The organism is Actinopolyspora xinjiangensis (assembly GCF_900104475.1).
Classification (GTDB): domain Bacteria; phylum Actinomycetota; class Actinomycetes; order Mycobacteriales; family Pseudonocardiaceae; genus Actinopolyspora; species Actinopolyspora xinjiangensis.
In genome coordinates this window covers 51,715-68,997 of sequence record NZ_FNJR01000014.1, presented here as the reverse complement: position 1 = coordinate 68,997, position 17,283 = coordinate 51,715, and the positions used below count along the sequence as shown (strand labels likewise).

14 protein-coding genes and 3 tRNA genes are annotated in these 17,283 nt (G+C 67.4%); 9 read left to right on the top strand and 8 right to left on the bottom strand.

Annotated elements, in window-relative coordinates; all coding sequences use genetic code 11:
• The first annotated feature begins 936 nt into the window (after nucleotides 1–936).
• From BLQ75_RS19535 to BLQ75_RS19525, 3 genes are all read left to right on the top strand, one after another.
• Nucleotides 937–2,115 (top strand): helix-turn-helix domain-containing protein, encoded by a 1,179-nt coding sequence (locus BLQ75_RS19535; protein WP_092604133.1) that lies wholly within the window; start codon nucleotides 937–939, stop codon nucleotides 2,113–2,115.
• A gap of 82 nt (nucleotides 2,116–2,197) precedes the next feature.
• On the top strand, nucleotides 2,198–2,404 hold the full coding sequence (locus BLQ75_RS19530) for a hypothetical protein (RefSeq protein WP_244515752.1): 207 nt from the start codon (nucleotides 2,198–2,200) through the stop codon (nucleotides 2,402–2,404).
• Nucleotides 2,401–2,628 (top strand): hypothetical protein, encoded by a 228-nt coding sequence (locus tag BLQ75_RS19525; protein ID WP_092604132.1) that lies wholly within the window; start codon nucleotides 2,401–2,403, stop codon nucleotides 2,626–2,628. Before BLQ75_RS19530 ends, BLQ75_RS19525 begins: the two co-directional genes overlap by 4 nt.
• Before the next feature lie 786 nt (nucleotides 2,629–3,414).
• Here the strand turns inward: BLQ75_RS19525 and BLQ75_RS19520 are convergent.
• The 4 genes from BLQ75_RS19520 to BLQ75_RS19505 all read right to left on the bottom strand — a co-directional run bounded on the left by BLQ75_RS19520 (nucleotide 3,415) and on the right by BLQ75_RS19505 (nucleotide 6,563).
• Nucleotides 3,415–3,487: transfer RNA gene (locus BLQ75_RS19520), tRNA-Arg, on the bottom strand.
• Between the two features lie 39 nt (nucleotides 3,488–3,526).
• Nucleotides 3,527–3,616: transfer RNA gene (locus tag BLQ75_RS19515), tRNA-Ser, on the bottom strand.
• Nucleotides 3,617–3,738: 122 nt separating this feature from the next.
• Entirely contained in the window at nucleotides 3,739–5,712 is a 1,974-nt protein-coding gene (locus BLQ75_RS19510; protein WP_092604131.1) for an acetoacetate--CoA ligase, read from the bottom strand.
• 158 nt (nucleotides 5,713–5,870) lie between these two features.
• On the bottom strand, nucleotides 5,871–6,563 hold the full coding sequence (locus tag BLQ75_RS19505) for a dienelactone hydrolase family protein (RefSeq protein ID WP_092604130.1): 693 nt from the start codon (nucleotides 6,561–6,563) through the stop codon (nucleotides 5,871–5,873).
• 230 nt (nucleotides 6,564–6,793) lie between these two features.
• Between BLQ75_RS19505 and hisC the strand changes: the two genes are divergently transcribed.
• On the top strand, nucleotides 6,794–7,846 hold the full coding sequence (hisC, locus tag BLQ75_RS19500; protein WP_092604129.1) for a histidinol-phosphate transaminase: 1,053 nt from the start codon (nucleotides 6,794–6,796) through the stop codon (nucleotides 7,844–7,846).
• A gap of 68 nt (nucleotides 7,847–7,914) precedes the next feature.
• Here hisC and BLQ75_RS24315 read toward each other — a convergent pair whose 3' ends face one another.
• The 3 genes from BLQ75_RS24315 to BLQ75_RS19480 form a co-directional block, all read right to left on the bottom strand.
• Nucleotides 7,915–8,397: a hypothetical protein gene (locus BLQ75_RS24315; protein ID WP_244515750.1), complete on the bottom strand. Its 483-nt coding sequence runs from the start codon at nucleotides 8,395–8,397 to the stop codon at nucleotides 7,915–7,917.
• Between the two features lie 73 nt (nucleotides 8,398–8,470).
• On the bottom strand, nucleotides 8,471–9,310 hold the full coding sequence (locus tag BLQ75_RS19485) for a L,D-transpeptidase (protein WP_092604128.1): 840 nt from the start codon (nucleotides 9,308–9,310) through the stop codon (nucleotides 8,471–8,473).
• 634 nt (nucleotides 9,311–9,944) lie between these two features.
• A tRNA-Ser gene (locus BLQ75_RS19480) sits at nucleotides 9,945–10,032 on the bottom strand.
• A 244-nt stretch (nucleotides 10,033–10,276) separates the two neighbouring features.
• Here BLQ75_RS19480 and BLQ75_RS19475 point away from each other — a divergent pair.
• Both BLQ75_RS19475 and BLQ75_RS19470 read left to right on the top strand, forming a co-directional pair.
• Nucleotides 10,277–11,263, top strand: a complete 987-nt coding sequence (locus BLQ75_RS19475; RefSeq protein WP_092604127.1) for an ABC transporter ATP-binding protein — start codon at nucleotides 10,277–10,279, stop codon at nucleotides 11,261–11,263.
• On the top strand, nucleotides 11,260–12,045 hold the full coding sequence (locus tag BLQ75_RS19470) for an ABC transporter permease (protein WP_092604126.1): 786 nt from the start codon (nucleotides 11,260–11,262) through the stop codon (nucleotides 12,043–12,045). Before BLQ75_RS19475 ends, BLQ75_RS19470 begins: the two co-directional genes overlap by 4 nt.
• A 338-nt stretch (nucleotides 12,046–12,383) precedes the next feature.
• Here BLQ75_RS19470 and BLQ75_RS19465 read toward each other — a convergent pair whose 3' ends face one another.
• Nucleotides 12,384–13,904, bottom strand: a complete 1,521-nt coding sequence (locus BLQ75_RS19465; RefSeq protein WP_170837574.1) for a M28 family metallopeptidase — start codon at nucleotides 13,902–13,904, stop codon at nucleotides 12,384–12,386.
• A 276-nt stretch (nucleotides 13,905–14,180) separates the two neighbouring features.
• Here BLQ75_RS19465 and BLQ75_RS19460 point away from each other — a divergent pair, with 276 nt between their 5' ends.
• The 3 genes from BLQ75_RS19460 (at nucleotide 14,181) to wzm (ending at nucleotide 17,257) form a co-directional block, all read left to right on the top strand.
• Complete coding sequence (locus tag BLQ75_RS19460; protein WP_092604125.1) at nucleotides 14,181–15,161, top strand: NAD(P)H-quinone oxidoreductase; 981 nt, start codon at nucleotides 14,181–14,183, stop codon at nucleotides 15,159–15,161.
• Nucleotides 15,162–15,418: 257 nt separating this feature from the next.
• Nucleotides 15,419–16,000, top strand: a complete 582-nt coding sequence (locus tag BLQ75_RS19455; RefSeq protein WP_092604124.1) for a bacterial proteasome activator family protein — start codon at nucleotides 15,419–15,421, stop codon at nucleotides 15,998–16,000.
• 345 nt (nucleotides 16,001–16,345) lie between these two features.
• Nucleotides 16,346–17,257, top strand: coding sequence for a galactan export ABC transporter permease subunit Wzm/RfbD (gene wzm / locus BLQ75_RS19450; RefSeq protein WP_244515747.1), 912 nt, complete (start codon nucleotides 16,346–16,348; stop codon nucleotides 17,255–17,257).
• Nucleotides 17,258–17,283 lie beyond the last annotated feature (26 nt).

Sequence of the window (17,283 nt, the reverse complement as noted above, 5' to 3'; positions counted from 1 at the left end):
GGGCTCGTGAAAGTTGGCGACAAATCGGCGACCACCCCGCGACACCAAAAAGCCCCAGGCCGTTGACCTGGGGCCTTGAGCGCGCCCGTAAGGATTCGGACCCCAAACCTTCTGATCCGTAGAGAGATCACAGGTATACCAACGCGCTCTGTTGAGTACCGTTGACGCTGGTCACGGCTTATTTTCTGTCCATCCGACCGCGTCTCGAACCATCGAGGAACGCGCTGTACGCGACCACCGTGCGGTCACGTCGTCTCCCCGTGAAAACGGCCCCGGACGCGGTGACTCCACCACCGGCCGGGCCTTGATCAGACACCGGAGGTCCGCCCCACGAGCGACGACAGCTACCCGACTCGGTGCGACAATGGGGCATTGTGGATGCCGGTGGCGCCTACTAAGATCCACGTCGCCACCACTGATGGTCACAATCGAATAACGACACTGCGGAACCGCAGGACAAAAAGGGTAGGCCCCGCACGCGCGGGGATGGACCCTCGCGCCGGGTGACGGCAAGTCGGTGCTCGGTGTAGGCCCCGCACGCGCGGGGATAGACCTCGTCAGCAGCGGTGTCCGTTTCAGCGTCCGAAGTAGGCCCCGCACGCGCGGGGATAGACCGTCGCATACGGTGTGGTACAGCCACGCGGTGCGGTAGGCCCCGCACGCGCGGGGTTTCTCATCGATCTGTTGCGAGGCTGCGGCTCGCTCGCCACGAACGGCCGCCAGGGCAGGCCGTCGGCGAGTAGCTCCCGCAGTCTCGTCACCTGATCGCGTTCCCGCTATCCTCGGTGCGTACCTCTTCGCGGAGGTTTTACCCCGGTCGACGGGCCGGAGTTTCGGAGAAGAACCCCCATATGGTCGACGAGTCACCGGACGATGAGTCCCAACCTCCGGTGATCACGATTAACTCCGGACAGTCTGCTGGGTAGCCTTGCTCACGTGGAGTCGGATATCGGTCGCAAGCTGCGTCAGATCCGGCACGCGCGCGGCAAGTCCTTGTCCGTGGTCGCCGGATTAACGGGTATCAGCGCTAGTTATTTGTCTCGACTGGAGTCCGGTGAACGTGCCCTCGACCGCCGGTCTCTGATCACTGCTCTTGCCGAAGCTCTGGAAGTCGCCCCCACTGAACTCACCGAGTTCACACTCGGCGGCGCGGGTGAGACGAACGAGGATGGGCAGCTCAACGAAGTACGGCTCGCCCTTCTCGGCGCGAGTATCGGCGAACCACGCGGCCGGGTATGGCCCGTGGCGGGATTGAACGATCGGCTGGCCGCGTTACTCAGCGCTCAGCAGGCATGCCGACACGCAGAGGTCGGACAAGAGCTGCCGGGGTTGATTCGAGATACGCACGAAACCCTGCGTGCTGGCAAGCACGATGGCGCGGTGCTGCGCTCATTGGTCCTGTTGCACGTTCAAGGAACGCAAGCCTGGTTGCGGGACATCGGTGGTTCCCTCGACCTCGGCTGGCAAGCGGCCCAACTCGCACAACAGGCTGCGCACCACTTGGACGACCCACTCATGCTCGGTGTAGCGGGCTTCGGGGTCTCGCACGGGCTCATGGCGGCCGGAGCATTCGACCTGGCCACCGACACGCTCGAGGCTGTTTCACCGGGAACGGCGACTTCGGAAGAGATGCAGTTGTCCGGAATGTTGGCCTTCACCAACTCCCTGCTGGCTGCCGCGGCTGGGCGAACGAGCGAACGTGTCCCGCCGTTGGAACACGCGGCTGAACTTGCCGAACGGACGGGGGAGGCCAACGCGCTGTGGTTCGGTTTCGGTCCTTCGAATGTCGCCGTGTGGCGCATGGCCGTTGCCCTGGAGTGCGGTGAATTCACCGAGACCGCCCGTCTGGGCGCGAGTGTAGATCCGCGGATGATCCCGTCTCCAACCAGGAAAGCAGCGTACTGGGCCGATTACGGTCGTGCGCTGGCACGGATACCAAAGCAACGAGAAACGGCGGTGTGGGCGCTTCGCACGGCGGAACGAATCTCGCCGCCACGCGTACACAAACACCCGTTCACCCGTTCCACCCTCGCTGAGCTACTGCTCAAGACCAATCGCGACGCGGTGGGACGCGAACTTCGCGGTATGGCCTATCGAGCAGGACTTCACGTATAACCCATTCGAGTGGGTTTGCCACTGTGTCAAAGCCGCGTCCTTCAATCCCCATAGCGTCGCTTCGATTACTGGAGGTGACGCTATGCAGGAATCCGTGTTGGTGCGGTGTGCCACGGTCGAACATGAGGGTAGCGAGACGTTGGAGCTGTCGCTGATCCGTGACCGGTTGATGATCATCACGCCCACCGTCTACAACCGCACCCTGTGGACCGCCGAGCAGGCACGCGGGCTGCGCGACACCCTGACCCGGCTGCTGGGCCAACTCCCCACCGGGGGTGGTTCACGGTGAGCCGGCCGCACACCCGGTTGGCGACGCTGCTGCGCCGTGGGCAGTGGATGCTGGCCGAGGCCGCCCACAAGCTCGGCGGTAAGCAGCTTCCGGAGGCTGATCGGCACGCCGTGGCCGCCGCGCTGGACGAGCTCTCGGCCGCGCTGCGCGAGCACACGGACGAACCCACCGCACCCGCCACCGAGCAGGACGAACGGCCCGCGGTGGTGGAGACCGAGCGGTGAGCACCTTCGCGACCCCGCCCCTCTCTCGGACGGCACAGCTTCCGCCCCTGTCGGCTACCGGGGCACGTGCCCGCGCTGTCCGGTGATCTCACGGCCACGGCCCCACAGCGGGACGAGACCACAAGGGCGGCCACCGAGGCGAAGGCACCCGCCCCGCACCCGCCACCGGGCCAGTTCCACCCGGTCGGCCCCGCGACCCGGCGATCCTCACCCGCCTGCTGGACCGGCTCCGCGCCCTGTAGTCCACGGCCCGACACCACCGAATCCTCCGGTATCCGGTGCCGAGCCGTCACCGCCCGACCAGTAAACCACCCCGCCGGTCAGGCGGCCCCAACCATCGAGGAGACACCATGTTCATCGCATGTGGAACCACGAACCCCGAACAGCACGTGGACGCCGAGGACCGCCCGTGCGTGCTACCCGCCGAACACAAAAGCGCCCACGAAGGCGACCGGATGCGGGACTGAGCGCGCTCCAACGTGCGGGCCGAACAATCGTGTTGACGGCGGAAGATACGTCGCGATGGCCCGCCGGATGACTCTTGTCTTCCGGTTGGCCGGGCTCATGCCGGAGGTGGTGGGAGCACGCCAGGTCGACGGCGTTCGTGCATCTCGAACCGCAACCGGGTCACGAAGTCGTCCAAACCGCGGTGGTGCTCGGCGAACACTGCCCGCTCACCGGCCGACACAATCGGGGACGACCAGGCGTGATGCGTACAAAATGTGTACCGCACAGCAGCGGGGCGGCTCCGGAGTATTCCGAAACCGCCCCTGACCTGCGATGATGCGCGCCCGTAGGGATTCGAACCCCAAACCTTCTGATCCGTAGTCAGATGCTCTATCCGTTGAGCTACGGGCGCATGTTCAGTTGTGAACTCCCACCGAGGTGGGAGTCCCGGCGGAGGCTCCGGGATTCGAACCCGGGAAGGGGGGTTGCCCCTTACCGCATTAGCAGTGCGGCGCCATAGACCAGACTAGGCGAAGCCTCCGGGTAGTTCCTCTCGGCCACTGATGTAAACCATACACACCCCTTCGAGTCGACTCGCAACGGGGGGTCGTCAACGAACATCACCGGAGACGACCCCCCGCCCCTCTCGAAGGGCGAGTCACTTCATTCCCTGCTCATCTCCATGAAGGGTCGCAGTGACTCGGGGTTCCGCAGGGCGTCCATACTGACGGCGTTCTCCGGCGCGGCCCCGGCGAGGATCTTCTTGACCGGAACCTCAAGCTTCTTGCCGTTCAGAGTGTGCGGTACCTCACTAACCGCCACGAACCGGTTGGGGACGTGCCTGGGTGAGAGCTCGTCACGCAGCCTCTCCCGCAGTGCCGGTTCCAGTTCGCTCAGCTCGGCCCCCGGAGCCAGCACCAGGAAGCACAACAGCTCCCCGTCCGTCTCCCCGGCACCGGAGGTGTCGATGACCAGCGAGTCCGACACCTCGTCGAAGCCCTCGACCACGCGGTAGAACTCGGCGGTGCCCATCCGGATGCCGCCCCGGTTGAGCGTGGAGTCGCTGCGACCGTAGATGACCAGCGAACCCCGCTCGGTGATCCGCACCCAGTCCCCGTGGCGCCAGATACCGGGGTAGGTGTCGAAGTAGGCGTCCAGCAACCGGCTGCCGTCCGGGTCGTTCCAGAAGTACACCGGCATGCTCGGCATCGGCTTGGTAAGCACCAGCTCGCCGACCTCGTCGTGGAGCTGTTCACCGTGCTCGTCGTAGGCGGCAACCGAGGCGCCCAGCATGGGGCAGGAGATCTCCCCCAGCCACACCGGCACGTCGGGTGAGGAGCCGACGAACGCGGTACAGAGATCGGTCCCGCCGGAGACACTGGCGATCTGCACGTCCCGGCCGACCGCCTCGGCTATCCAGCCGAACCCGTCCGCCGTCAACGGCGCCCCGGTCGAGCCGACGGTGCGCAGCCGCGAGAGGTCGTACTCCTCGGCGGGGCGCAGCCCCCGCTTGCGACAGGTCTGGATGAACGGCGCGGAGGTGCCGAAGTAGCTCACGCCGTGCCGCGCCGACAGCTCCCACAGCGTGTCCGTGCTGGGATGCACCGGACTACCGTCGAACAGCACGACGGACGAACCGGTCAGCAAGCCCCCGACCAGGAAATTCCACATCATCCACCCGGTGGTGGTGAACCAGAGGAACACGTCCCCCGGCCCCAGGTCGCAGTGCAGACCGATCGCCTTGAGGTGCTCCAGGAGAATCCCACCGTGGCCGTGCACGATCCCCTTCGGCAGCCCGGTGGTCCCGGAGGAGTACAGCACCCACAACGGGTGGTCGAACGGCACCGATTCGAAAGCGAGCTCCGCGTCGGCGTGCTGTTCCAGCAGCTGCCGCCAGCCGACGGTGTCGGGCAACGATCCGGTACCGGGCAGGTAGTCGATCAGCACCGTCGTACCGAGACCGGGCAACCGTCCCCGCAGTTCCTCGACCGTCTCGGTGATGTCGAACTCCCTGCCGCCGTAGCGGTAACCGTTGACGGTAAGCAGCACCTCGGGTTCGATCTGGACGAAGCGGTCGGCCACCGCGCGCGGCCCGAAGTCCGGGGAGCAGGAGGACCAGATCGCGCCGAGACTGACGGTGGCGAGGAACGCCACCAGGGTCTCGGGGCTGTTCGGCACCAGCGCGGCCACCCGGTCACCGTTGCCCACCCCGAGCTCCGCCAGTCCCGCCCTGGCCGCCGCCACGCGGGAACGCAGCTCGCCGAACGTGATCCGCTCGCCGTGACCGTCCTCGCGTTCGAAGATCACCGCGATCGCCGAGCCCTCCTTGCCGGGCCCCACGCACAACGCGTGCTCGGCGTAGTTCAGCCGCGCGCCCGGGAACCACTCGGCTCCGGGCATGGTCTCGGCACTCAGCACTCGTTCCGGGGATTCGTGGAACGAGACCCCGAAGAACTCCGCCACCGCCGACCAGAATCCCGTCAGCTCCTCGACCGACCACCGCCAGAGCGCACTGTAGTCGGGCAGGTCCAGCTCGCGGTTCTCGCGCAGCCAGTCGCGGAATCGGCCGATCCGGGTTCGCCGGACCCACTCGGGGGAAGGTTGCCAGAGCAACTCGGGTGTGGTGCTTGAAGTCATAACCGCTTCCTAACCCACCGAGACCTCGCAGGGCTACATGTGACACCCGGACACTTCGGGCGACGACGTTGTCCCGTTCCACCACCCCGCTCGAAACCCCGCCACGGCAGCGGGGCTCCACCGACGAGCATCCGACGAGGACGGCGAAGGGTTCCCGATCAGCGCAGGTGCACGTCGAGCCAGTTGCGGGCCCGTTGCCACGCCTCCCCCGCCGCGTCCGGATCGGCGTCGAAGCGGTGGTCGGCCTTCGGATAGCGCACCACGTCGGTGACCGCATCGGCGGTCGCGGCGGCGGCGCGCAGTTTGTCCAGTTCCGCTCCGCCGGTGTTCGTGTCCGCCTCGCCGTAGAGCCCCAACCACGGGCAGCTCAGCTCCCCGGCGATGTCGATCAGCGGCGGGAAGCCCTCCGACAGCGGAGCGGCGATCCCGTCGCCGCCCACGGTCACCGCCGCTCCCAGACGCCTGCTCGACGCAACCAGCAGCGCCGCGCTCCCGCCCACGTCGAACCCGATGATGCCCTGCCGATCCGTGGAGACCCCCCGGTCGGCCAGCCACACGAAAGCCGCGTCGGTGTCGGCCAGCACGGAGTCACCGGAAAGTCCGCCCACCTGTTCGGCCGTCCCGGCCGATCCGTCCTCGTCGGCGCCGTCCCGGTGGTACAGGTGCGGGGCCACCGTGAGCCAGCCCTCCTCGGCGAGCGCGGCGACCAGCGCCCTCGTCCGCTCCGTCACCCCTCCGGCCTCGTGCAGGACCACGATCCCGCCTCGGACTACGTTCTCGGGTTCGGCGGCCGTCAGCCGAAGTCGGGTGTCATTGGTGAGCGCGATCGTCTCGGTCCTGGTTTGGATCATACTCGCACGTAACCACGCCGGGGTGAACACGCGTCAACGTGTTGTGACGGAAAGAGCGACAGGAATGTCGACATTACGCCCGGAAGATCATCCCACCAGTGCTCCGTCCGGCCGAGGATCGGGTGAACGAAGCGGCGACGATCCCACACCTCTTGCCGCCACGCCGCGGCGGGATACTGTCTCTCACCGTGGCCCGTCCGAGTCGCCACGAACAGAGCAAGGAGTGGCCAATGAGCGTGCGCATCCGTTCCGACCTCGACGAGCTGCCCGCCTACGTCGCGGGCAGGACAGTGCCCGGGTCGATCAAGCTGGCGAGCAACGAGGTCCCCGGCGGACCGTTGCCGAGCGTGGTGGACGCCATCGCGAACGCCGCGTACGAGGTACATCGCTACCCCGACATGGCCGCTACCGAACTCGTGGCGACGTTGAGCGAGCGGCTGGAGGTGGCCACCGAGCGCATCGCGGTGGGCTGCGGCTCCGTGGCGCTGTGCCAGCAGATCGTGCAGGCCACCTGCGGACCGGGTGACGAGGTCGTCTTTCCGTGGCGCTCCTTCGAGGCGTACCCGATCCTCACCAGGGTGGCGGGGGCCGAGGAGGTACGCGTCCCGCTCACCGGTGAACACGCGCTGGACCTGGAGGGGATGTTGGCCGCGATCACCCCGGCGACCCGGGTGATCTTCGTCTGCACTCCCAACAACCCCACCGGAACCTCGCTGCGCAGGGAGGACCTGGAGAGCTTCCTGCGCCGTGTTCCTTCTGAGGTGGTGGTGGTACTGGACGAGGCGTACCGGGAGTTCGTGACCGACCCCGAGGCTCCGGACGGTGTGGAACTCACTCGCCAGTGGGACAACGTGGTATCGATGCGGACCTTCTCGAAGGCCTACGGCCTGGCGGGGATGCGGGTCGGTTACGCGGTGGGCAACCCCGAGATCACCACGGCGTTGCGCAAGGTCTACATCCCGTTCAGCGTGAATGCCGTCGCCCAGCGGGCGGCGGTGGCTTCGCTGGGGGCCACCGTCGAACTGGAACGACGATGTGCCGAGATCGCGGCGGAGCGCACCCGGGTACGTGACGCGCTGCTCGAACTCGGTTACGAGGTCCCTCACACGCAGGCGAACTTCCTGTGGTTGCCGCTCGGTGACCGCAGCGGCGCGTTCGACGAGCACTGCGCGGCGGCGAAAGTGGTGGTGCGCGCCTTCGCCGGAGCGGGGGCGCGGATCACCATCGGCAAGCGGGAGGAAAACGACGCGATGCTCGACGCCGCCGCGTCGTTCGAAGGATGACCATGAGGAGAGCGGACCGGGACTCCGCTTCCGTCGCGTGACGGTCGCGGAGTCCCGGTCCGCGGACGTCAGCCCGTGACGGCCGCGTGCCCCTCGTGGCTCACCGGCGTGGGAGCGGAAGGCAGCTCCTTCTCGCCCTCGTCGTCGGGCTTCTCCGGCTTCTCCGGCTTCTCGGGTTCGTCCGGCTTGTCGCCCTCGTCGTCCGGCTTCTCGGGTTCGTCCGGCTTCTCGGGCTTCTCCGGCTCGTCGGGTTCGTCCGGCTTCTCGGGCTTCTCCGGCTCGTCCGGCTTGTCGCCGTGATCACCGGTGGAGGGGTGGTCGACGACCGGCGCGTTGACGCACTCGGAGGACTGCGCCGCCAGAACGTTGGCGACGACTCCCAACACGGCGACGTTGTTACCGCAGAGCTGGATCGGCAGGACGCTCGCGTTGTTGTCGTTGGCGACGTTGATGCCGTCATTGTCCACCGTGTCGGCCAGAGCCGGGGTGCCCGCGATCAGGAGACCCGCCGTCGCGGCCACGCTTCCCGCGAAGTATGTCTTCTTAGCCACTCTCACACTTCCTTCATCGAATACTGCGGATTTCGCACGGTGAGCCGCGGAGAACGCCTCACCGTCCTCCCACTCAGCGCAGCCGGACAAGCGTCCCCAACGGCAGCGACCGCAGTAACCGCAGCGCGTCACCGGGAACTCGGACACAACCGTCGCTGCTCGGAGCACCGAACACCTCGGGATTCGGCCAACCGTGCAGAGCGACTGTTCCGGGACCACCGCCGTACGTGGTGTAGGTCTCGGAGTGTGTCCCGAGCGGCAGGATGATCGGGCTGAAATCGCTGACCGTCTCCTTGATGGAGGCGAGGATGAACGTCCGCCCCCTCGGAGTCGGCGTATCCGCGGAACCGACCCCGACGCTCCAGGAGCCGATCTCCCGACCATCCTCGAGTACCACCAGCCGGCGGTTCCCCACGTCCACGTCGACGACGTACGGGGAGTGCGCCTTGTGCACTTTCTCGGTTCCCAACCGAACCCAACCGGTCGAACCGTTCGGGCGCGAAGGCAACAGAACTCGTGCCCAATCACCGCGTTCGGCGACTATCGGGACCCAGGTCGGTGATTCGAACTGGGTCGCGGGTAGTCGCGCGATCGCCTCGCCACCCACGGAATCGTGGACCGCGATGTCCCGTTCCACACGCAGCACCACGCCGTCGGTGCCGGAACGCGGTGCCGGATCGGAAGGAGCCGCGGGAGTCGTTCCGAAAGTGGTGGCCTCCGGAAGCGCGGAAAGGTCCACCTTCGCCCGCCGGGCCGGCTGCCGGGGTTCGTCGACCCGCCCCGACTCGGACGTGGCTTGCGAACAGCCGGTGGTGAACACGACGAGCAGGAGGCCGAGTACAGCCACGACACGACGACGGGCCCCGGTGAGACCGGAGCCCTTGCGGTGGAACTCGACTCTCGAGAACTCCATTGCGAACGTCCTTGCGGCCGTGGCTGCCTTCGCGGTGTGCACCGATCTCCTCGCGGGCCGGGTCCACCGGCCCCGAGTGCGATCCGCGGCGGAACTGACTCAAGTGCATGACCAGATTCCGAGCGAACGCTAACCGATCACCGATGTATAGCAATCGCGAGTCCGTGGTTCGCGCGCCGCGGGAAAATTCCAATTAAAGCCCGATCACCTGGGCAAACAACCACGATGATCGATCTCGAACTCCTCAACACGAAGTTTTTTTCGCTTCAGCACGATCGAATTTTCACTCGAACGAATGACACAAACTCACGCTTCAGGAGGAAAAATCGGAAAATCGATCTAGCGGAGGTCGAACGGCTGACGGCTCGAACCACTCGCGGGCGGGCCGAACCGGTTCACCCCGGCTCGGCAGCCCGGTAAACGAACCGGGCCGGACGACGACCGGCCCACGCGCGTGCTCGCGAGGCGCTCCGGCCGAAAGGGCCGAGCCCCGCCGGGAAGCGACATCGAGACGGAACCCGGACATCCCCGACGCGCCGTAGGAACTCCCCGGCTCTCCGAGGGCACGACCGCACGAAGCTCGGCGAAGCCCGGTGGAGCACTCCCCTCCGGGCACCGTCTCCTCCGCACACACTGGCGGAAGCGGGGGGATTCGAACCCCCGGGCCCTCTCGGACCGCTCGCTTTCAAGGCGAGTGCATTAGGCCGCTCTGCCACGCTTCCGCGCAGTAGGGTAGCCCTAGACGGCCACCACGCCAACAGGGGGCCGAGTCGGGCGAGAGTCGACCTCGTTCACCGGTTCGCGGCGTACAATCGCACTCGTGCGCCGCTCGCCCCGTGATTCCCACCGCACGATTCACGCGCCCCGAGGGAGAGCAACCACCGACGCGAGGTTCCGCCACGTGACCACCACGTCACCCGGGCCGGAGAACTTCAACGAGACGACGGAGTCCTGTTAGGGGGACGGGTGACTGCCGCGGTCGAAGTCGTGGACCTGGTCAAGCACTACCCGAAGAGCGCGCACAACGCGGTGGACGGCCTGAGCTTCCGGGTGCCGCCGGGCGAGATCTTCGGGCTGCTGGGCCCCAACGGCGCGGGCAAGACCACCACGGTGGGCATCTTGACCACCCGTGTCGTACTCACCAGCGGGTATGCCGCGATCGGCGGAGTGGACGTGGCACGTGACCCCGTCACGGCCAGAAGCAAGGTCGCGGTGGTACCGCAGCGGGTCAACCTCGACCGCTCGCTGAACGTCAGGCAGAATCTGCTGTTCCACGCCTCCTACCACGGGATCGGACGCACCGAACGACACGCGCTCGCGAGCGAGCTGCTGGAGCGGATGGGACTGGCGGACAAGTCCAGGGCACGCGTCGACGACCTGTCCGGTGGCCAGGCACAGCGGCTGATGATCGCCAGGGCTCTGATTCACCACCCCGAAGTGCTGTTCCTGGACGAACCGTCCACCGGCCTCGACCCGCAGGCGAGACTGTTCGTGCACGACCGGATCAACGACCTGCGCGCCGAGGGGGTGACCGTGGTACTCACCACGCACGACATGAAAGAAGCCGAAAAACTTTCGGATCGCGTGGGTGTGGTGGACCACGGCAGGATGCTCACCGTGGACACCCCCGCCGCGCTGATCAAATCGCTGCCCGGCAGCGGAACCGTGGACACCCGAATCCGCCCGAACGGTGCCGACCGGGACAAGCTCACCGAGCTGCTCGCCGAACTCCCGGGCGTACGGCGGGTCGAGCCCCTGAGCGGTCCCGCCACCGCCGACGGCACGGACCCGGAGATCGCGCTGCGACTCTACGTCGACGCCGACCCCGGCTCGCTGCTGGGGCCGGTGGCGGCCGAGCTGCACGAACACGACGTCGTGGTCAGCGACCTCTCGCCGGGCTCGGCGAGCCTGGAGGACGTCTTCATCGAACTGACCGGCAGGGATCTGCGATGACCAGCACGGCACGGAGCTCGTTACGCGCCTTCTGGGCGGTACTCGGCAGGGACGTGTTCGTCACCGGACGCGAGATGCCCAGCTTCCTGGCTCAGGTGCTGGTGCAGCCGGTGGCGCTGCTGTTCATCTTCGGCAAGGTGCTGGGCCAGCTCGGCTACACCCAGCCCGGTTACGCGCAGATCCTGCTGCCGGGGATGATCGCGCTCAACTCCTTCCTCGTGGCACTGCAGAACACCTCGTTCCCCCTGGTGCTGGACTTCTCGTACTCGCGCGAGATCGAGGACAGACTGCTCGCCCCGCTACCGATCACCTGGGTGGCGGTGGAGAAGATGCTCTTCGGCGCGCTACGGGGGCTGTTCGCGGCGCTGCTGATGTTCCCGATCGGGCTGCTGATGCTGGGCAACGTCACCTGGGACCTGTCCGGACTGCCGTTCGCGGTGCTGTGCATGGTGCTCGGATCACTGGCGGGCGGGGCCGTGGGCCTCACCGTGGGGGCGGCCGTACCACCGCGTCGGATCAACATCATGTTCGCCGTGATCCTGGCTCCACTGATCTTCACCGGCGCGAGCCAGTTCCCGTGGGCACAGCTCGACCAGCTGCGCTGGTTCCAGGTCGTCTGCGCCTTCAACCCGCTGACCTACGTCAGCGAGGGCATGCGTGGAGCACTGCTGCCGGATGTGCCGCACATGGCGCCGTGGGTGTGCGTGCTGGCCCTGCTGGGAGCTTGCGCGGTCTTCGGCGCGCTGGGGATGAGGTTCTTCCTGCGCCGCGCCCTGGACTGACGGAGGCTCGGCGGCTCGGTTCACTCGCGGGGGCGAGTGGTGGAAACTCTCGCACGGCTCGTGAACGGGTGCCGAAGACATCGAGGGCCACTACGCCACGTCTCCGACCGTCCTCGTGAGAACCGCACGAGAGAGTCGCGGCGGTGCCGACAGCGTGAGTGGTCGAGGTTCGGTCCTGTTCCTGCTGCGGAACGATTCCGCGAGGAATCGACGGCGACGGATCCGCTGCCCCGTGCGGAGCGCGCGGACCGAAACGGCTGGGGCGCCCCTTGGACGCCCCAGCCGTCGAGTCACCGACCGATCGGCCGAGTTGTGAACCCGGCCCTACGGCGACCGGGTCACTTCAGCGGAAGCTGGCAGGAATGCCCGTGGGACTCGGTGTGCGCCGCGGCGCTCATGGGCCGCGCCATGGCCATGCTCCGGACCTGGGCGCGTTCGGCCCTGCTACGCATGCCGTTGACCTCCTCGGTGGTCTCTCCGTAGTGGGTGACCACGTCGGCCATGGCCCTGGTGTTGCGGATCAGGGCGGTGCGGTCGACGTTGCCGAGGTCGTCACCGGCCTCGTGGTAGTTCGGGTCGTAGGCCACACCGGCTTCGCCGCCCCACTTGGCGGCCTGAGCCTCGGTCTTGGTCCCCTCGGCACCGGTGAACAGGCCACCGGCGGGGATGCCCACGGCGATGAACTGCCCGTAGTCCGAGCGACCGTTGAAGTCGGTGCCCTCGACCTCGATGCCCTGGCGCTTCATCGCCTCGGTGAAGTCCCGCTCGATCTGCGCCGAACCGTACGGCCCGGGACCGGCACCCACTCCGTCCGAGTCGTCACCGTCGTAGGTGAAGTAACCGGCGTTCGGCGAGCCGATCATGTCGAAGTTCAGGTACATGGCGATGTCGAGCTGCTGCTCGAAGGTCAGCCCGTTGACGTACTTCGTCGAGCCGATCAGGCCGGACTCCTCCGCGCCCCACCAGGCGAAGCGCACCGCGTTGTCGACGTCCGGGCTGCCGCCCATCTCCAGGGCGGTTTCCAACAACCCCGCGCTGCCGGTGCCGTTGTCGTTGATGCCCGCGCCCTCGTCCACGCTGTCGAGGTGGGCACCCGCCATCACCACGTTGTCCTTGCGGCCGGTGCGGGTCTCGGCGATCACGTTCTCGGTGGTGATCTCGTCGAAGGTGGCGTCGAGGGTCAGCGAGGCGCTCTCGCCCTCCTTGGTGACCAGGTCCGCCCCGACGGCCTTGCTGACCGAGGCCGTGGGGATGACACCCGCGTCACCGCCCCCGAGGGTACCGTTGAGCGCGCCCTCGACGTTGTTGTAGACGACCGCCGCTTCGGCGCCGTGCTCGGCGGCGATCCGTTGCTTCTTGGCGAAAGTGCAGGCACCGCGCTTGATGAGCGTGATGGTGCCGGTGACGTCCTTGCCCTCGTAGTCGGCGGCCTGGCAGCCGGTGGAGTCGTCCACCGGCGTGACCGACAGCGGGGCTCGCACCCCTCCGTCCGGTGTGGCGGGCGAGTACTCCATCGCACCGACCTCGACGGGGGAGCCCGCCACGGTCAGCTCGACCGAGTCGAGCCGGTACTTGGTGAACTCGAAGTCGGGAGTGGACACCTCGTAGCCCGCGCGGCGGAGTTTGCCCGCGACGTAGTCCACGCTCGCCTGGTAGCCGGGAGTCCCGGAAGCACGTGTGCCGTCGTTGCGTTCGGCGATCCGCTGCAAGGCGACCAGATGACGGTTCACGTCGTTGACGTTGAGCCCGGAGCTCGCCGCCGGAGTCGCGGTGGCCGGGGCCGCCGTGAAGGCGGCGGTCGCCCCCGCCGCGAGCAGTGCGGCGACGAAGCGTCCTGATCGGACGTTGTGCACTCTCATCTCACTCCCCGTATCGGGTGAATACGTGCCGGTCAAGAGTTCATAACGCTCCCCGCCCGAGTCAAGACTCCACAACGGACGAGAACACATTCGGAGCGTGGCGAACTCCCCTTCCGGTGGCGGAACGGGACACACGAAGACATTTCCCGTTTTTCCCGAAACGCCTTACGGGAAGATCGGGCGACAATTCCGCGAAACTCCCCCGAATCCACCGACACGCCGAACACCGGCCGGTCACCGCCCCGGGAGGAACCGCTCGGCGCTACGGTCGGGAACATGTACGCGATCACCATCCGCGAAGCCGGTGAACCCGATGTCCTGGAGTGGCGCGAAGTACCGACCCCGGAACCCGGTCCCGGGGAGGTCGCCGTCGACGTCACGGCGGCGGGCGTGAACCGGGCGGACGTGGCACAGCGCCAGGGCTCCTACCCACCCCCCGAGGGCGCCAGTGAACTACTGGGGCTGGAATGCTCCGGAACCGTCGCCGAGGTGGGCGCGGGCGTCACCGGCTGGCGACCCGGTGACGCGGTGTGCGCCCTGCTGGCGGGCGGCGGCTACGCCGAGCGGGTGGTCGTGCCCGTCACCCAGCTACTGCCGATCCCCACGGGCGTGGACCCCGTGGACGCGGCGGGACTGCCCGAGGTCGTCTGCACGGTGTGGTCCAACATCGTGCACGAGGCCGGACTGGAGCGGGGTCAGCTGCTGCTGGTGCACGGCGGCTCCGGCGGCATCGGCACCTGCGCGATCCAGCTCGGACGCGCTCTGGGAGCACAGGTGGCCGCCACCGCGGGCGGTGGGCCGGGACTGCGGCTCTGCGAGGAGCTCGGCGCCGAGCCGGCCGTCGACTACCGCGAGCAGGACTTCGTGGCCGAGGTCAAACGACTCGGCGGAGCGAACGTGATCCTCGACAACATGGGGGGCTCGTACCTGGACCGCAACCTCAGCGCGCTCGCCCCCGACGGCCACCTGGCGGTGATCGGGATGCAGGGTGGCCGCAAGGCCGAACTCGACATGGGCAAGATGCTGATGAAACGACTGCGCATGTCGGCCCTGGGACTGCGCGGCAGGCCGTTGGAAGGCCCCCACGGCAAGGCGGCGATCGTCGCCGACGTGCGCCAGCGGGCGTGGCCGATGATCGAGCGCGGCGAGGTACGACCGGTCGTTCACCACCGGCTCCCGATGCGGGAGGCGGCGCGCGCCCACGAACTGATGGAAGCGGGTGGGGTGCACGGCAAGATCCTGCTCACCACCGAATAGTGGGCCCCGGGCCGCGCGGCGGGAGTCCACCTCGCCCGTGTGCTCGGCTCCCGGCGGGGCTCCGGCCACACACGTACGCGAGTCCTTCCAGCGGGGTATCGGCCAACCGGTTCCCGGGACGCGCTCGGCGGAACCTCCGCCGGCTCCCGCTCGACGGTGCCCGCGAACACCGCGGGTCACGACGACTCACCCAGGGGCGGTGACACAGCACGCACACCCGTTCGCGTTCGGTGTCACCGACGCGCCACTATTGAGGAATGGACGGCAAGGACTTCGAACCAGGACGCATGTTCGTGGTCGGTGACGAGAACGCACCGGTGGGAGCGGCGGCCACCCCGCACGCCCAGGGCGACGGCAGGCCCTCGGACGAGGGGAAGACCGAGCAACCGGGCGAGAACGGTGAGCAGAACCTCGGCGAGCTCGTGGAGCAACCGACCAAGGTCATGCGCATAGGCACGATGATCAAACAACTGCTGGAGGAAGTGCGTACCGCCCCGCTCGACGAAGCCAGCAGGAACCGGCTGAAGGAGATCCACCAGTCCTCCATCCGCGAGCTGGAACAGGGCCTGGCACCGGAACTGGTCGAGGAGCTGGATCGGCTGTCCCTGCCCTTCACGCGGGAGGAAACTCCCTCGGAGTCGGAGTTGCGGATCGCGCAGGCACAGCTGGTGGGCTGGCTCGAGGGCCTGTTCCACGGCTTGCAGACCGCGCTGTACGCCCAGCAGCTCGCGGCCCGCAGCCAACTGGAGAAGATGCGCCAGGGCGCGCTGCCCGCCGGTGGCGCGGACGGTGACGGAGAGCACGCCCCCCGGACGGGGACGCACGGGCAGTACCTCTGAGAGCGGCCCCGCACACCGGATTCCGGGCGCTCGCCCCGACGAAGCTCCCACCTTTCTCGCCCGGAAGCGGAGCGGGAGGACGAGTGCGCCCGCCTCGCCACCCCAGCCGCTTCGGGGCGCCTCCGAAACCGCCCACCCCGGTGCCGGTCCCTCCGCCACGCGTTCCACCTCGGATCTCCCGCGCATCTCGGACCTCCCGCGCGCCGCGGCCGACGCGGTGGCAGCGGACACCAACGCCCACTCCCCCGGTACGGCGTTCCCCTCGCACCGTTCGGGGGACTCTCACGCCTCCGAACGGCCCTGCCGGGCAAGATCATCGAGGCAAACCGGACAATGCTCCTCGCGGTGAATCCCACCGCAACCGCGCGTGCCACGGTCGGTACGCTGCACAACGTGCAGGCGACCAGCACGACAGACCAAACCGAAACACACGCGGCAGCGCCCGTAACGGCGCGCTCCCGCAGTTGGCGCAGGGTGTTCGACGACATCAGCAGGGCAGCGCACCAGCGACAGCTCTGGGCGCACCTGGGATGGCAGGACGTCAAGCAGCGCTACCGCCGCTCCGTCCTGGGGCCGCTGTGGATCACCATCAGCATGGGTGTCACGGCCACCGGGCTGGGACTGCTGTACTCGACCATCTTCAACATGGATGCCAGCGAGTACGTGCCCTACATGACCGTGGGATTCATCATCTGGTACTTCATCTCCGGATGCCTCATCTCCGGCACGGACGTGTTCATCCAGAACGAGGGCATGATCAAGCAGCTACCCGCGCCGATCAGCATCTACGTCTTCCGTACGGTGTGGCGCGAGTTCCTGCTGTTCCTGCACAACCTGGTCATATACTTCGCGATTCTGGCGATCTTCCAGCCCGACCTGAAGTGGACCTTCTTCAGCGTGTTCCCCGCGCTGCTGCTGCTGCTGGTCAACGCGGGCTGGGTTGTGCTGCTGTTCGGCATCGTCAGCACCCGGTTCCGCGACATCCCACCGGTGGTCAGCAGCTTCATGCAGCTGCTGTTCTTCATGTCACCGATCGTGTGGCCCATGTCGGCACTGGAGGCGAACGCGGGGCCGCGCGCCTGGCTCGCACAGATAAATCCCATCTACCATTACGTCGACATCGTCCGTTCGCCGCTGCTGGGCAGCGACCAGGATCTGTACCACTGGTTGATCGTGCTGGCCATCACAGTGGGCGGTTGGGCCCTGGCACTGCTGATGATGCGCAACTACCGGGCCCGCGTTTCCTACTGGGTCTAGAAGGAGGGCGACGAACCGTGGTCAGT

Excerpts from the sequence above, each read along its gene's own strand:
- BLQ75_RS19530 (WP_244515752.1), top strand. The coding sequence starts at position 2,198 with ATGCAGGAATCCGTGTTGGTGCGGTGTGCCACGGTCGAACATGAGGGT.
- BLQ75_RS19510 (WP_092604131.1), bottom strand. The coding sequence starts at position 5,712 with ATGACTTCAAGCACCACACCCGAGTTGCTCTGGCAACCTTCCCCCGAG.
- BLQ75_RS19505 (WP_092604130.1), bottom strand. The coding sequence starts at position 6,563 with ATGATCCAAACCAGGACCGAGACGATCGCGCTCACCAATGACACCCGA.
- hisC (WP_092604129.1), top strand. The coding sequence starts at position 6,794 with ATGAGCGTGCGCATCCGTTCCGACCTCGACGAGCTGCCCGCCTACGTC.
- BLQ75_RS19485 (WP_092604128.1), bottom strand. The coding sequence starts at position 9,310 with ATGGAGTTCTCGAGAGTCGAGTTCCACCGCAAGGGCTCCGGTCTCACC.
- BLQ75_RS19470 (WP_092604126.1), top strand. The coding sequence starts at position 11,260 with ATGACCAGCACGGCACGGAGCTCGTTACGCGCCTTCTGGGCGGTACTC.
- BLQ75_RS19465 (WP_170837574.1), bottom strand. The coding sequence starts at position 13,904 with ATGAGAGTGCACAACGTCCGATCAGGACGCTTCGTCGCCGCACTGCTC.
- BLQ75_RS19460 (WP_092604125.1), top strand. The coding sequence starts at position 14,181 with ATGTACGCGATCACCATCCGCGAAGCCGGTGAACCCGATGTCCTGGAG.
- BLQ75_RS19455 (WP_092604124.1), top strand. The coding sequence starts at position 15,419 with ATGGACGGCAAGGACTTCGAACCAGGACGCATGTTCGTGGTCGGTGAC.